The sequence below is a fragment of the Collinsella sp. AM09-41 genome, from assembly GCF_003473245.1.
Lineage (GTDB): Bacteria > Actinomycetota > Coriobacteriia > Coriobacteriales > Coriobacteriaceae > Collinsella.
Genome location: NZ_QRMJ01000004.1, coordinates 109,312 through 123,872, shown reverse-complemented (window position 1 = coordinate 123,872; position 14,561 = coordinate 109,312). Strand labels below are relative to the sequence as shown.

11 protein-coding genes are annotated in these 14,561 nt (G+C 61.6%); 4 read left to right on the top strand and 7 right to left on the bottom strand.

The annotated features are described in order from the left end of the window. The first annotated feature begins 1 nt into the window (after position 1). Both DW112_RS06360 and DW112_RS06355 read left to right on the top strand, forming a co-directional pair. Positions 2–1,495 carry a sensor histidine kinase gene (locus tag DW112_RS06360; protein WP_118328591.1) on the top strand — a complete coding sequence of 498 codons (1,494 nt, stop codon included), beginning with the start codon at positions 2–4 and terminating at the stop codon, positions 1,493–1,495. Continuing rightward, positions 1,492–2,115, top strand: a complete 624-nt coding sequence (locus tag DW112_RS06355) for a response regulator transcription factor (protein ID WP_055252147.1) — start codon at positions 1,492–1,494, stop codon at positions 2,113–2,115. The genes DW112_RS06360 and DW112_RS06355 overlap by 4 nt, the downstream gene beginning before the upstream one ends. Before the next feature lie 191 nt (positions 2,116–2,306). Here DW112_RS06355 and DW112_RS06350 read toward each other — a convergent pair whose 3' ends face one another. From DW112_RS06350 to DW112_RS06325, 6 genes are all read right to left on the bottom strand, one after another. Continuing rightward, positions 2,307–3,146 (bottom strand): hypothetical protein, encoded by an 840-nt coding sequence (locus DW112_RS06350; RefSeq protein WP_118328590.1) that lies wholly within the window; start codon positions 3,144–3,146, stop codon positions 2,307–2,309. Positions 3,147–3,225: 79 nt separating this feature from the next. Beyond that, positions 3,226–4,461, bottom strand: coding sequence for an SPFH domain-containing protein (locus tag DW112_RS06345; RefSeq protein ID WP_118065976.1), 1,236 nt, complete (start codon positions 4,459–4,461; stop codon positions 3,226–3,228). A gap of 48 nt (positions 4,462–4,509) precedes the next feature. After that, a complete protein-coding gene (locus tag DW112_RS06340) occupies positions 4,510–5,832 on the bottom strand; it encodes a hypothetical protein (protein WP_117839933.1) in 1,323 nt (440 codons plus the stop codon). Between the two features lie 24 nt (positions 5,833–5,856). Continuing rightward, a complete protein-coding gene (locus DW112_RS06335) occupies positions 5,857–6,594 on the bottom strand; it encodes a DUF4428 domain-containing protein (protein WP_118328589.1) in 738 nt (245 codons plus the stop codon). Between the two features lie 333 nt (positions 6,595–6,927). Next, on the bottom strand, positions 6,928–8,439 hold the full coding sequence (locus DW112_RS06330) for a nucleoside hydrolase-like domain-containing protein (RefSeq protein ID WP_118328588.1): 1,512 nt from the start codon (positions 8,437–8,439) through the stop codon (positions 6,928–6,930). 267 nt (positions 8,440–8,706) lie between these two features. Continuing rightward, positions 8,707–10,044 (bottom strand): prolyl oligopeptidase family serine peptidase, encoded by a 1,338-nt coding sequence (locus tag DW112_RS06325; RefSeq protein WP_118328587.1) that lies wholly within the window; start codon positions 10,042–10,044, stop codon positions 8,707–8,709. A gap of 490 nt (positions 10,045–10,534) precedes the next feature. On the opposite strand from DW112_RS06325, the gene DW112_RS06320 reads away from it, so the two are divergent. Further along, complete coding sequence (locus tag DW112_RS06320) at positions 10,535–11,962, top strand: PTS transporter subunit EIIC (protein ID WP_118065982.1); 1,428 nt, start codon at positions 10,535–10,537, stop codon at positions 11,960–11,962. 208 nt (positions 11,963–12,170) lie between these two features. Beyond that, positions 12,171–13,484: a DUF4038 domain-containing protein gene (locus DW112_RS06315; RefSeq protein WP_117778723.1), complete on the top strand. Its 1,314-nt coding sequence runs from the start codon at positions 12,171–12,173 to the stop codon at positions 13,482–13,484. A gap of 163 nt (positions 13,485–13,647) precedes the next feature. On the opposite strand, the gene DW112_RS06310 is transcribed toward DW112_RS06315, so the two are convergent. After that, positions 13,648–14,561, bottom strand: a 914-nt coding sequence (locus DW112_RS06310) for an IS110 family transposase (protein ID WP_233545877.1), incomplete at its 5' end; no start/stop codon positions are given.

Below are 14,561 nucleotides of genomic sequence, written 5' to 3'. Positions count from 1 at the left end.
GATGCAGATTTCGTTCATCCTTCCCCAAATCGTTGCGCTCGATGTTGTCTTTGCCCTGGCTGCGTGTCTGCAGATGATCCACGTCCCGCTCATCGCATCGCGCCGCTCGTCCTATAACCGTAAGGTGATTTGCGCCTATGAGACGAGCCTCGTGCTTCACCTGATGATTTCGGCGCTCATCTTATTCGCGTCGTCTGGCTCGTATCTGGTGGCGCCGCTTGACGTTTGCGCCAGGGCAATGGGCGGAGTGCTGTGGCTCAATGCCGCGATCTTTGCCTATGGCGTGGTCCTCATGGTGCACTATCGTCGCCCTGTCATGCTGGCCGAGCTGCTGCTTGTTGGCGCCGTGACACCGCCGGTGGTTTTTGCCATGGGCTCGGTGTGGGCCGTTGTCCTTATCGCAGAGGGAGCGTTCTTCCTGTTCCGTTCCGTCGCGGCGCTCTTGATGGACGTCCGTAACCGCCAGGAGGATATCACCGCGTTCTCGACGATCGAAACCATCAACGTGATTCCCGTGGGCATCCTGTATCTGGACTCGAGGGGCCGTCCACTGCTTATGAACCGCTGCATGCGCAAAAACCTGGTGGAGCTTCATATGCCCACCGACCTAGGCGATATGAGCGGTACATGGAACGACCTGCGCAAGCTCAGCATGCAAATGCCCGAAGGCGGTAAGAACCGCGTGCGGATCAACCTGGACCGCTTTGGTGAGGCGCGTGCGGTGGTCGAGGTTTCTCCCGCCGAGATTCGCCTGTTTGTGTGCGATGACGTTATGGTCTTGGGCCGTTCGTTCGAGCGCATAATCGGTCTGGACGTGACAGAGTATGCGCATGCGCATGACCGCCTGGCGCAGGCCAACCACCTGCTTGAGCTTGCGGGCCAAGAGCTCCAGGCCCAGATCGAAGAAGTCAAAAAGGTTGCTGACAATGCGGCCTATCTGCGTATGCGCGCTCGCGTGCACGACGTGATCGGGCAGCGCCTGTCCATCCTCCATCGTTATCTGGAGGAGGGACGCCTGGATGACGAGTCACTCGAGCAGATCGACCCGCTGCTGCGCTCAATCGCTGCCGATCTGCGCAGCGGGGGCGACGCCGAACCGGCAGAGCAACTGGGCGATATCGTCCATGCCTTTGGTCTGGTGAGCGTGCAGATCGATGTGGAGGGCGAGCTGCCAAGCGACGCGCGTGTCGCGGCAGCCTTTTTGCAGATTATCCGCGAAGCCTCGACCAATGCCACCAAGCATGCGCAGGCGCATCGGGTCCATGTGCGCTTGTGGCAGGAGACGTCGGAAGACGGCGCTGTTGCGCGGATGACCGTTTCTAACGACGGCGCGCCTGCGCCCGTATCGTATCGCGAGGGAACGGGTATCCCAGGTATGAGGCATGTCGCGCAAGATCTGGGCGGCAGCCTGGAAGTCCGCCCCGCCCCGCCCTTTACGCTTGCGGTATCCATCCCGCTAAACTCTAACGCCACGGCCCAAAGGAGAAGCTCATGATTCGCGTGTTAATCGTCGAAGACCAGGCCATCTTGCGCGAGAGCCTTGCGCGCTCCGTTGGCGACCAGCCCGATATGACCGTCGTTGCCGCGATCGCCGATGCCTCCGAGGCCTTGGGTGTCGCGCTCAAGGAGCGCCCGGACATGATACTGATGGACGTGTGCACCGAACACGATTCAAACGGCATCGTGGCGGCGGCACGCATCAAGGAGCAGCTGCCCGAGTGTCGCATCATTATCATGACAGGCATGCCCGAGATCACCTTTGTCGATCAGGCCCGCGAGGCGGGCGTCGATAGCTTTGTGTACAAGAACGTCGGTATCGACGAGCTGTTCGCCGTGATGCGCTCCACGTTGGCTGGCTACTGCACGTTTCCCAAGCCGCCCGAGAGCATTTTTTCGGGTACAGCAGCCCTCGACGATGTCGAGCTATCGATTTTGCGCCTTGCCTGCGAGGGCAAAAGTCGTCGCGAGATCGCGGCCGAGCTGTTTATGAGTGAGGGCACCATCAAGCGCCGCATCTCGGAGATCCTGAGCAAGACCGGCTACGACAACATCATGCGCCTGGCCGTGCATGCGGTGACCGAGGGTAGCATCGTTCCCAACATGGAGCGCCCGTAATCGACGCGCTCACCCGTGTTCCGGCACCGCAAGGATAGGCCGCCCACCGTTTCGCATCTAAAAACGGCGGGCGGCCTGCTTGTATGGGCAGTGCTGTCGGCATAAAGCGACGGGGCCGCAGGATCATCTCCTGCGGCCCCGTCTGGTGTGCGCGGATGTGTCCGCCAATCCGCGGCTGATGTTACGTGCCGCTACGCGATGGTTGCGCTGTAGGAGGCGACGTCCTCGTAGGAATCGGTCAGGTAGGCGTCGATGCCGATGGTCGTGTTGACTAGGCTGTCGAAGCTGTCAAGCGTGCCCTTCGAGAAGGTGAACTCTTCGGTGGCGTTGGTGCCGGGCATCAGGTGGGCCGAGAACCAGGCTTCCTTCATGGTGCCGTTGACGTTTGTCTTGCCGGTGGGGGCGTAGAAGGTCAGGTCCTTGTCGCTCTTGTTGGTGATGTTGACGACAAAGCCGATGTCGCCCCAGTCGTCCTGGAACTTCTCGGTGATGGTGATGGTGCACAGGTCGTCATCGGCGACAGTGACGGCGGGGGAGATTTCGACGCTCTGGACATCGCCGTCTTCGACGGCCTCCTCGACTTCCTCTTCCTTCTCGGCGGCCTCGCGATCCTTCTTCACGGTACCGGACAGATCCTTATCGGACTTGCTAAAGATGAGCTTGTCCTCGCCGTCCTCAAGGACAAGCTTGCCGTCCTCGAGCTTCACGTCGGTCGTCTCCTTGTCGACGGTGATACTCGCGGTGGTAGCGTCCTTGGCCTCCCACTTTAGGTCGGAAACTTCGGAGAACAAATCGAGGCTGCCCGTGCCGTCTTCGTCCAGGACCAAGATGCAGCTGATGCCCCATTCCTCGAACATATCCATATACTCATCGGTCAGCTCTTCGCCCTCCGTGGTTCCACCCGAGAGCTTCCAGCTGCCGACAAAGTTGGCCTTGGGGTCTTTGCCGCCGCTGCAGCCCGTCAGGGCAAAGGCGAGCGCCAGGACGCATGCCAGAAATGCGAGTACGGACTTTTTGAACGTTGTCTTCATGGTGTCCTCCTTTATCGAACGAAACCCATAGAAACAAATGCGGGGGTGCGGAACCCCCGCCAATTACCAGATAGAGGGGCTAGGGCCTGGGCGTTCCGCAGTTGCTGCAGAACTTGCCGCCGTTTTCGCTGCCGCAGTTGGGGCAGAACCACTTGGCCGGTGCCGGGGCGGGTGCGGGACTGCCACACTCGGAGCAGAACTTGCCGGTGTTGGTGGCGCCGCAGCTGCAGGTCCACGTGCCGGCCGCAGGTGCGGCGACAGGAGCCGGGGCGGGTGCCGGAGCCGGCTGCGGGGCAGCCTGCTGCTGTGCCTGACCGGCGGCGAACAGCTGGCTAGCGTTCATGCCGCCCATGCCACCTGCCATGCCCATGCCCATAAAGCCTGCCATCGCGCCGTTGGGGTTGGCCGCTGCCGCGCGCATTGCGTCGCTCTGGGCGCTGGCAATGTTGGCTGCCGCCATGGTGGGATCGCGCATGACTGCGGCCTTCTGCAGGTCCTTGATCATCTGCTCGTCTTCTTGCGAGGCTGCGATGGAGTTGACGCCAAAGCTCACGATCTCGACACCACGCAGGTCGCGCCAGTCGGCAGAGAGGACCTCGTTGAGCGCACGAGCGAGCTCGGTGGTGTGGCCGGGGATGGCGCTGTAGCGGATGCCCATCTCCGAGATCTTGGCGAAGGCGGGCTGCAGGGCGGTGAGAAGCTCGGACTTAAGCTGGCTGTCGATCTTGTCGCGCGTGTAGCTATCGGTCACGTTGCCGCATACGTTGGTGTAGAACAGCAGCGGGTTGGTGATGCGGTACGAATACTCGCCGTTGCAACGCACGGAGATGTCGACGTCCAGACCAATGTTGTTATCGACCACGCGGAAGGGCACGGGCGAGGCGGTGCCGTACTTGTTGCCGATGATCTCCTTGGTGTTGATGAAGTAGACGCGCTGGTCCTTGCCCGCGTCGCCGCCAAAGGTAAAGCGGCTGCCGATATTGGCGAAGGTCTCCTTGATGGAATCGCCCAGGTTGCCGCTAAAGACGCTCGGCTCGCTGCCGGTATCGAAGACGAACTCACCAGGCTCCAGCGCGACTTCGATGATCTTGCCGTTTTGCACCACGAGCATGCCCTGGCCGTCGTTGACGGCGATGACCGAGCCGTTGGAGATGACGTTGTCCTCGCCGCGCGTGTTGGAGCTGCGGCCACCGGTGCGTTTGCTGCCCTTGCAGGCCAAGACGTCAGCAGGCATCGATTCGCAGTAGATAAATTCCTTCCACTGGTCGGCCATGACGCCGCCGGCAGCTCCCAATCCAGCTTTCAAGAGTCCCATGGTGATCTTCCTTTCTCGTCAAAGGCCGGGTGGTATTGGTCGGATTGCTTAGTCGTCCTTGTCGTCTTTCATGACAACGGTGGTCTCGGTGTGGTTGAAGGTGTCGTGCTTCTCGGTCAGGTCGAGCTCGCCGCAGTACTCGTCGGCGTGGGTGGCCTCGTTGGCCGTCTTGAGCTGGCCTACCAGTAGCACGTCTCCGATAATCACGATGATCAGCGGCGCGACGATGTTGATGAGGATGCCCTCGATATCAAAGGCGAGGTAATCCGGATCGAAGGCGTTCTCACCCATAAAGAGAATCTGGGAGAGGATAAATCCGATCACAAAGAACAGCACCGAGGCAATAGCGAGCTTGGGCTTGGAGCAGGGGAGCTCGCCGACCAAGCGGCCGGTCTGGCCGTTCATGGCAAACAGGTAGCTCTTGCCGTTCCACGAGGTGGAGAGCATCCAGACGGGGAACAGGGCGTAGTCGCTGTCTTCCCAGGTGTAGTCGAGCTGCTTGCTTTCGACCGTGGCATCGTCGTATTCGTCGACGACAGTCTCGCGCAGGGCCGAGATCGTGCTTTCTTCCATACGGCGCTCGGCGCGCGCCTTGCAGGTCTCGCAGTCCTCGTCGTAACGGTTGGCGATGTAGCCGGGCATATATGCGACCGAGAACGGACGCAGCGCGTCGTAGTCAAACGGCTCGATGGCGTCCATGTGGCCGTCGGGCATCTTGGACGATCCGTCGACGGGCACGCGCTTAAACGAGATATTGCCCTTGCGATAGGCATCGTAGTGGTCGGTGGTCGTGACGGTGCGGTCGGATTCCTCGGTCACGGTCTCGTTGGTCGCGTCAAAGTACACTTCGCCGTCCACGCGGGCGCCGTAGAGCCAAAACGGCACGTAGACACCTTGGACCTCGTCGATGTGGTTGCCGGTGACAAAGCTCTTGGGCAGCAAGATCTTGCCCTTGTAGTGTTCCTTGAGTGCGGCCGTGACGTCGTCGCGCCCGAGCTTAAACGGAATCACCAGGTCGGGCGAGAAGTCGCCAGAGAGCTGGCCGGGCGCCACGGCGGAGTTGCCGCAGTACGGGCAGGTGGTGACGGCGACGGTGCCGTCGGACACGAGCTCGGCGCCGCACGACGAGCAGATGTAGCCGGCGTTTTGGGCGAGCTCCTGCACGGCATCGTCGGCAGCAGGTTTGGGAGCTGCGGCTGCGGCATCGGCTTTGGCATCTGCCTTGTCCTGGCGCTCGCGATAGAGGGCCTCGACTTCTTCGACTTCAAAGCGTGAGTCACAGTAGTCGCAGACAAGCTTTTGCTCGGCGCTGGCAAAATGCAGGGGACCACCGCAGGCAGGGCACTGATAGTTAACGCTCTCGAAGGCCATGATCGGTCCTTTCCGTGCCGGAGGCTATGCGCCGATGGCGCCGCCGCAGTATTCGCAGCGCCCGCTGGCATCGGGAATGGTGGTCGCACCGCAGAAGGGGCAGGTCACCGCCGCCTTGGGGGCCTTGGCGGCAACAACGCTGTCGCGCGTCTCCTGGCGCAGCTGCACCAGCGCGTCGCGGACCTCGGTTGCCTGGCGCTTGGCCTCGCGGTACTCGATGGAGCCGCGCTGATCGATGGTGAAGTCGTTTACGCGCAGGTTGATCTCGGTAAAGTACGGCGTGTTGACGTGAATGGTCAGATTAAAGTCGTAATCCAGGTCGTAGCGCGGCGGGTTGTAGCTCTCGCGCTCGCCGTCCTTGGTCTCGCGATAGATCTCGGTGCGATGCTCGTCGATATCCATATCGCAGCCGAGTACCTGCGAGAACTCGATGATGTCGGGATTGGCGTCGCGCCAGCGGCTCTGCGAGGTGATGATCAGCAGGCCCGCGTCTTCGTCGAGCATGATGTTGGTGCGTCCGGCAGAAAGCGTGCGCGTGGGATTGAACGACGCCAGGCGCTCGGCGTTGGCCTCGCGGTAGGCGAGTTGCTCGCGGATATCGTCCGCGGTGCTGGAGCGATAGCCGTGGAAGTAGGGGGAGAGCTTGCCGACGCACTCTTTGCACAGGTAGCCCTCGTTGATCTTGGTCTTGCCGAGAAGTCCCAGCTCGGTACCGCAGATCGCGCACTCTTTCTTCTCGAACATCTTGTCAAAGAAGCCCATGGCTGCCTCCCATCAACTGGTAGCGTGTGTCACTTTTGATGATGGGGGAGTGCGCAGCCTTTCACGATACCCAGACGGCTCAACGAGTCTCCACAACTGGGACACATGGCCCATTTTTGACTAGTCATTGGGGACGTACTTAAATGAGTGAAACTACTCATTTAAGTACGTCCCCAATGAGTACCCGCAGAATGAGAGTGGATAATCTCCCGTTTTTGGCCTGTGTGCAGGCTCAAAGTGGGAGATTATCCACTCTCGTCATTTGGGTGTCCAAAAATCCCCGCTCGTTTGGCGCCTGGGGACACTCTTTGTCGAATGTGGGCGTCGCCCTTGCTATGCCACAGTCACGGCGACCTGGGTGTAGCGGGTGCAGGAGCACTCGGCGCGCGTCTGCACGGTGAGGGTGAGCACAAAGCGGTCGCCGGGTCGTGCGTCGGCGGGCACGATGAAAGTGGCATCCTCCGTGCATTCTTGCCATAGCGACAGATCCTGGACGCCTGCATAGCTCGACGGGTCTACGGCGACATCCCAATGCGCATCGAAGCCCCTGCCGTCGGGGTCGACGATGGTCGCCGCAAGGTCGATGCGCTCGCCGGCTGCGGCGCTGCGGTCGGCCGTGACCTCGACAACATGCGCCGGATGCGAGCAGGCTGCCGGATCATGGGCACACCATTGCGCGCGGGCGGCAAAGTCTTCCTGATAGGCACGCAGGTAGGGATTGAGATTGTCGTCTGCGGGCGTGCTGATGGAGGCAAAATCGGCGGGCGCCTTCGCATCGGGGTGTCCATCAAGAAACATGCGGCCGAGTAGCGTATCGAAGTCGCGGTCGTCAATACCGCGCAGGCCAAACGGCAGCAGCGGAATATAGGTCATGCTGTCGCCTTCGGCCATAAAATCGCCGCGCTCAAACTGCACCGCGGGCATGCCTTCCAGGCCCCAATCCAGACGGGCATGCTTGCCAAACTGAAAGCGCTCGGGCTCGTTTTCGTAGACCTTACCATCGCCATAGAACATATAGCGCGCCATGAGGGGGCCGTTGCCCTGCGTGAGATTCTGCTCGGGCCAAGGAGCCTTAAACAGCGGCAGCGTATCGGGCTGAGCTGTTTTGGCGTCGAAATAGTTGCCATACATATAGGGCGTACGCCAAAAGATGAGCTCGGGAAAGAGCTCGCGCCCATGGTCGAGCCACGAGTTATCCTGCCCCACACCATCGGCAACGCCCATCACGCGCACCTTCTGATAGACCCGCTGCTGCACAGTGGGCCACTCGGGTGTGGCGCGATAACGCTCGGCAATACTCATGAGGGCACGAACGATAGTATTCATACCACCCCAGCTGAGCAGCCACAGCGTGCGGGGGTCGTCGTTCATGATGGCATCGGCGATGACGCGCGAACCGGGCGTCTCCTCAGTCACATCACCCTCAAAAGCAACATTTCCCACAAACGTACGCTCAATCATCTGTGCGGGCGTGGGGAAGGACGGCTCGCCGGCGGCAACGGCATTGGCCTGCAGCTGCGGCCAAGCCCGGGCGTATTCGTTGCTCCAAAGACTTTCGATCCAATGCTCGGGAAAAGGCCGATACTCGCGAAGTTCGCCGGCCAGCGGATCGGGCTCATGAGGCACAACATCCCAGGTATAGGAGCGCACACCCTTGGTCCGCCAATGCGAATTCACCTCGCCGAGCGTATGAACTCCATCCCCAAGAAAGTGATACTGCGAAGCCGTATACACCACAGCCTGCACATCAAGCAAATTAAGATACAGAGCCAAATGAACAAGTGAGTTCATATCATCGACTTCCATATCGGTAGTAACAATCACCCGAGTCAAATTTTGAGACATAAGCAAAGCTCCAACCAAAATAATTTCAGCCAGTTACGCGCAAGGCAAGACGGGACCCACGCCCCCATCGCCCGCGACCCGGCGGCCCGCCGGAAGCGGCCGACCAGCGTTTCGAACAACGTTAACTTAGGGGGGCTCTGACCTTTAGTTTTGTAAACATTCCGCAGCGCGAGCCCCGCTTATCCGATGCTCCGAAGGAGCAGGATAAGCGGGGCTCATGCGCGAGGACGTTTACAAAACTAAAGGTCAGAGCCCCCGATGGGATGGTTACCTCGAAACCCTGGCCGACCACTCCCAGCAGCCCACCGGCTCGCCGTCGATGAGTACGTTGCCCCCGTCGAAGTCTTGATAACACAGGTCGTTGAATTGGTGGATCCACACGCCGTGGTTGAACGTCTTCTTGGCCGAGCCGTCGGCCTCGCGATACACGCCGGTCAGGTCCTCGACATGGCTAAAGTAGGTGAGATGCACGTTGGCGCCGGCACCGCGCAGGCGCGCGAACAGCGGCAGCACGGTCTGTTGCGGGTGCACGAGCTCGTCGCCCTTGGAGTGCGTAAACCACAGCGGCGTCTTGGCGAGCGCGGCCACGTCCTTGTCCGTGGCGTTGTACCACGGGGCGCAGCAGGGAAGGCCCGCGGCGAAGAAATCGGGGTAGTCGGCGCACAGGCGCAGGGTCATAAAGCCGCCGTTGGAAAGACCGGCGACCACGATGCGGTCGGTGTCGATGCGGTCGACATGCTCGGCGACAAACTCGTCGATAAGCGCCTTGAGCACGGAGGAGTAGATGCTCTGGTTGGAGCGACCGAGTTGCTCGACGCCGTTGTCCATCCAAAACGTGGGCGACTGCGGCACGAGCACCCAGGCAAAGCCGCCAAAGTAGCGCTGGATCTGCGCCTGACTAATGGCCGTCACGCGGTTGCCGATATAGGCGCGCGTAGCGCCTTCGCCTTGCGTGGCGCCCTTGCCCTCGCCGGCGCCGTGCAGATACACCACGAGCGGTGCCTTTTGGGGTACGACCGTCGCCTCGGGCGCGAAGGGATTGAAGCAGGCCGAGTCCTCTGCCTTAAAGCTGGGCTCAAAGAAGCCGTATTCGAGCGCGATGCCGTCGACGGCGGTCTTTTGCGTGGCGTTGCTCCAGCCTTTGAGCGCGGGGCAGATATCGCCACGGCAGGTGTCGAAGACCAGGCCGCAGGTGGGATCGTCGCCGTCGTTGCCGGGAAGAGCTGTGAGCTGCGTGATGCGCAGCTGGTCATCGAGCATGCGCGAGCCCATGACGCCGCCTTCGATGGTCTTGGTCAGGCGCTGCTCGGCGACCTCGAGCGCCACATGGGTGCCCACGGCGAGCTTACGTCCGTTCTCGTCGCACGGATATGCGGCGAGAATGTCGATGTAACCCACGGAGGGCGCGGCATGGTCGGCGCCGCGTTCCTTGCGCATCAGAACATCGCCCGAGCGCTCGTGACGCTCTACATATATATGGAAGGTGTTCGCGTCGATGTCGTTGGCGCGCACGGTGCAGGGCAGGTCGAGTACGACCTTGCTGATCCAGGGGCCAAAGTCGCCCAAGGTGGTGACGGTTGCGTAGGTACACAATTTGAGTTCCATGAGCTGCCTCCCTTGCGCCGCGAATGCCTGGCATCTGCGGCAATACAAACTAAACATGTTTAGTGTAATCTAGAATTGAAGAATAACCAGATGAACTCGGTAAACGGCAAAATTGAACACGTCGTGAACTACTAAACGTATGTTTACTAGCTTCTAGCAGGGATTCTGTTGATGAGTTAACAGATCAGTGAGGTGTTCATCAAAATAAAATCCCACGTAAATGGCTATATATCAATAGAGGGTCAAAGAGACCATCTCCCGCCATTCAAATACGTTCACCCCCGATTTCCTACCGTTCACCGGACTGTAGACGGCAAAATTGCCATAAATTCGGCGCTCCGTGTAAACTAAAGCACGTAAACGTTCAGTAAACACCTTGTTTACAAAAGCGTATCCAAGGGTCCGGCAACCGTAAGGGGTTATAGTCGCCGGGCCAAAGGCGTGCCTAAGCCCAAGGGGGCTGGCACACGAAGATATGGGGAGGGGTCCCATGGCAGTAGATAACAAGCAGATTGCCACCGATGTCCTCGAGCTCGTGGGCGGTGCGGAGAATGTTTCCGTTGCCACCAACTGCATGACGCGCCTGCGTCTGACGCTCAAGGATAACAGCAAGGCCGACGTGGAGAAGATCAAGAAGGTCAAGGGTGTTCTGGGTTGCCAGTTTGCCGGCAGCCAGCTCCAGGTCATCATCGGCCAGAACGTGCCCAAGGTGCTCGCCGAGTTCGTCGCCATCTCCGGTGTCAAGCAGGGTGAGGCCGTCAACGAGAACCTCGATGCTCCCAAGGAGAAGTTCGAGCTCAAGAACCTGCCCAATATCATCCTCGACTATCTGTCGGGCTCCATGACCCAGCTCATCCCGCTGCTCATGGCCGGCGGTCTGTTCCGTACCATCGCGGCCGTCCTCGGCCCCACCATGCTCGGTGTGCTCTCGGCCGACGACCCGACCTATACGTTCCTCTACACCACGCTGTACGAGGCCACGTTCACCTTTATCCCCATCTACCTGGGTTATGCCGCGGCTAAGAAGCTCGGCGCCAGCCCGGTGCTCGGCATGCTGCTCGGTGGCGCCCTCATGGCTCCTTCCGTGGTGAGCGTCGCCACCCAGGAGGGCGGCGGCATCATCTCCGTCTACGGCATCCAGATCGCTGCTGCCAACTATCAGCAGTCCGTCCTGCCGATCATCCTTTCGGTGCCCGTCCTGTACTTCATCGAGAAGTTCTTTAAGAAGGTTATGCCCGACGTGCTGTCCACGGTCTTCACGCCGTTCTGCACCATGATCGTCACGATCCCCATTGCCTTCATCGTCCTCGCTCCGATCGGCAACGAGATCGGTACGCTGATCGCCAACGCCCTCTTCGGCCTTGCTGACCTTGGCGGCATCGGCATCCTGATCGTCATGGCCATCCTCGGCGCCTTCTGGCAGCTCTTCGTGGTCTGCGGCATGCACATGCCCGTCATCCTGCTCGCCCAGGTTCAGATCATCGCTGCCGGTTACGATCCCTTCGTCTTCGTTTCCACCAACTGCGCTATGGCCGCTGTCTGGGGCTGCGCCTTCGGTGCCTTCCTCAAGATGAAGAACCCCGACGAGAAGTCCCTTGCCATCGGTTACGTCATCTCCGCCATCGCCGGCGGCGTTACCGAGCCTGCGCTCTTCGGTATCCTCATGCGCTTCCGCCGCACCATGCTCGGCATGTTCATCGGCGGTGCCATCGGCGCTGTGTTCTCCGGCCTCATGGGTGTTACCTACTACCTCGCAGGCGGTGCGTCCAACTTCCTGGTCTTCACCAACTACCTGCAGGGTGGCCAGATGAACACCGTCTGGGCTATCGTTGGTATGGCAATCTCCTTTGTCATCGCCGCTGCCGTCGTCTTTGCCTGCGGCTTCTCCAAGGAGGAACTCGCCGAGATGGAGGCCTAAGGCCAAACCGTTCGGTCACATATGACCTCACCTACACGACAGGGCCCCGTCAGGCGTAAGCCCGGCGGGGCCCTTCTTGCAAGGTAGACTGATGGGGCGGACGGGATTCGCCCGCGAGGGTTTGCCAAGCGGCAGGGGCTTTCGCACGGGGTTACCGCGAAAGCCCCCGGCGGTTCGCAAATCCTTTATCAAACGAAAGGACATGCAGATGAGTTTGGGAAAGCTGACCGTCAACGGTCGCCAGGACGGCTTTTTGTGCGAGGGCAAACCGTTCTTCTGGTTTGCCGATACGTGCTGGAGCGCATTTACGAGCATTGCCGAGGATGACTGGGACTACTACCTGACCCGCCGTGCCGAGCAGGGCATGAATGTGCTGCAGATCAACACGCTGCCGCAGTGGGACCGCTGCTGCCCCGACCTGGGCATTTGGCCCTATGCCAGCGAGGACGGCGTGCACTTTGATTGGTCCCGTCCCAACCAGGCATATTGGGACCGCGCCGCCGCCATGTGCCGTGCTGCCGTCGAGCACGGCATCCGTCCGGCGCTCGTGCTTATGTGGTGCAACTACGTGCCCGGTACCTGGGGTGCCAAGATCGCCGAGCGTTGCGGCGCCGAGGTTATGCCGCGTGAGGAGGTCCGTGCCCACGTTGCCCGCGTCGTCGAGAACCTGGGCGAGTTCAACCCCGTCTACGTGGTGACGGGCGATACCGACTTTGCCGGCGACGAGGCGATCGCCTATTACGAGGACGCGCTCGACGAGGTCGTCAAGCGCGCGCCCGAGGCGCTGCGCACCATGCATATCAACCGCGCCAATCGCACCATTCCGGCGCAGTATCTGGACCGTCTGGACTTTTATATGTTCCAGCCCGGCCACAACTACGAGGGCCAGCCCGAGGCATGGCGTCTGCCGCAGGACTTTATCGCCAACTACCCTAAAAAGCCGATGGTCAACTCTGAGCCTTGTTACGAGCAGATGGGTGCGTCGCGCAATGTGTACTGGCGCTTCACCGCGCAGGATTGCCGCGCGAGCGTATGGTCGTCGATTCTTGCCGGCGCCAGTGCCGGCGTAACTTACGGCGCACACGGCGTTTGGAACTGGCAGACATCGCGCAGCCAAGGCTCGGTGCTGGGCGAGGGCTTCGACATGCCGTTCCGCTGGCAAGAGTGCCTGCAGTTTGCGGGCGTGTGGGACTTTGGCGCGATTGAGCATGTGCTTGCCGGCCTGGGTGCCACGGCTGCCGACGACGCGCTTGCCGTGGTTCCGGCGCAGGAGCTGCTCGATGACGCGCGCGAGGCCATTCGTGTGGCGCGCGTTGGCGATCGCGTCGTCACGTACCTGCCGCGCACCACGGCGCTCAAGTTTAAGCTCGACGGCGCGCGCGGCTGGACGGCGACGGTCCTCGACATGGAGGACAAGCGCATCGCCAAGCTGCCCGTCCGCGATAACGGTGACGGCACCGTGCGCGTGGCTCAGCATCCCTTTGAGCACGACGCTCTGGTGATCCTGGCCCCCGGGCGCTAACGGCTCTTCTCCAATATTTACAGCCCAGTCCCTTTCATTAGGCTGCGACGGAATGGTTCCTGCATGACGGCTTTAAGCTGCCAAGGGGAGCCATTCCGTCGCACTCTTTGTTTACTCATTGGGTACTCATTGGGTGTTCCTATAGTTTTGTCAACCGTCGGGGCTACTCCCGGTAGGGCACCCGGTCGCGCATCACGGCGTATATCGCCCTGAGCCGCTTCCTCGCGACGGCCTTGAGCGCCCGCCCGTGCCCCATGCCCCGCGCCCTGCAGGCCCGGTAGTACTCGCCGTAGCGCCCCGACGACCTCACCAGGCTGTTGCACGAGAAGATCAGCAGGGACTTGAGCCTCGCGTCGCCCCGCCTGGACGCCCTGACCGACCTCACCGACGTGCCGGAGCTCCTCACCCTCGGGGCTATGCCGCGGTACGAGGCCAGGTGGTCGTGGTCCGGGAACCTCGCGATGTCGACCGATACCGCGAGCTGCGCCGCCGTCCTCGGCCCGATGCCGGGCACGGTGAGCAGGCACGCGTAGGTCTCGTCGCCCTCGAGCAGCCCCGCCGTCTCGGCCTCGAGGGCCCCGGCCTCGTCGAGGGCCTCCGATATCCGGGCGGCAAGGAACCTGACCTGCCTGTTCTCGGCCTCGACGAGCGCCGGCGGCGGCGCGGTCGAGGTGGCCGCGGCCTCCCCGGCGGCCTCGGCCTGCGGCCCCTCGGCCCCCGAGCGGGCGATCCCCCACGCCCCGCCGAACCCGGCGAGCAGCTCCAGCCACCGCCGGTCCGACAGGTCGACCGCGGCCTCGAGGGCCGGGCAGGACTCGAGCAGAACCGCGCGCAGGCGGTTCTTGTCCCTGGTCGCGCAGGCCACGACGTGGTCGCGCTGGGAGGAGAGGGCGCGGGCGGCCTCGAGGGCCTCGCCGCGGCCCGGGACCCCCGACAGGGAGTCCGGCACGCCCAGGGCGGTCCGCGCGATCACCTCGGCGTCGCGCTCGTCGGTCTTGGCCTCGCCGGCGAACAGCCCGGCGGCGCGGCTGGCGGCGAGGCCGGGCAGGTAGGCGACCGCCAGCCCCGCGGCGCGGG

What these genes read in the sequence shown, in the direction of transcription:
- DW112_RS06360 (WP_118328591.1), top strand. Translation starts at nt 2, where the DNA reads ATGCAGATTTCGTTCATCCTTCCCCAAATCGTTGCGCTCGATGTTGTC.
- DW112_RS06320 (WP_118065982.1), top strand. Translation starts at nt 10,535, where the DNA reads ATGGCAGTAGATAACAAGCAGATTGCCACCGATGTCCTCGAGCTCGTG.
- DW112_RS06345 (WP_118065976.1), bottom strand. Translation starts at nt 4,461, where the DNA reads ATGGGACTCTTGAAAGCTGGATTGGGAGCTGCCGGCGGCGTCATGGCC.
- DW112_RS06340 (WP_117839933.1), bottom strand. Translation starts at nt 5,832, where the DNA reads ATGGCCTTCGAGAGCGTTAACTATCAGTGCCCTGCCTGCGGTGGTCCC.
- DW112_RS06350 (WP_118328590.1), bottom strand. Translation starts at nt 3,146, where the DNA reads ATGAAGACAACGTTCAAAAAGTCCGTACTCGCATTTCTGGCATGCGTC.
- DW112_RS06355 (WP_055252147.1), top strand. Translation starts at nt 1,492, where the DNA reads ATGATTCGCGTGTTAATCGTCGAAGACCAGGCCATCTTGCGCGAGAGC.
- DW112_RS06315 (WP_117778723.1), top strand. Translation starts at nt 12,171, where the DNA reads ATGAGTTTGGGAAAGCTGACCGTCAACGGTCGCCAGGACGGCTTTTTG.
- DW112_RS06330 (WP_118328588.1), bottom strand. Translation starts at nt 8,439, where the DNA reads ATGTCTCAAAATTTGACTCGGGTGATTGTTACTACCGATATGGAAGTC.
- DW112_RS06335 (WP_118328589.1), bottom strand. Translation starts at nt 6,594, where the DNA reads ATGGGCTTCTTTGACAAGATGTTCGAGAAGAAAGAGTGCGCGATCTGC.
- DW112_RS06325 (WP_118328587.1), bottom strand. Translation starts at nt 10,044, where the DNA reads ATGGAACTCAAATTGTGTACCTACGCAACCGTCACCACCTTGGGCGAC.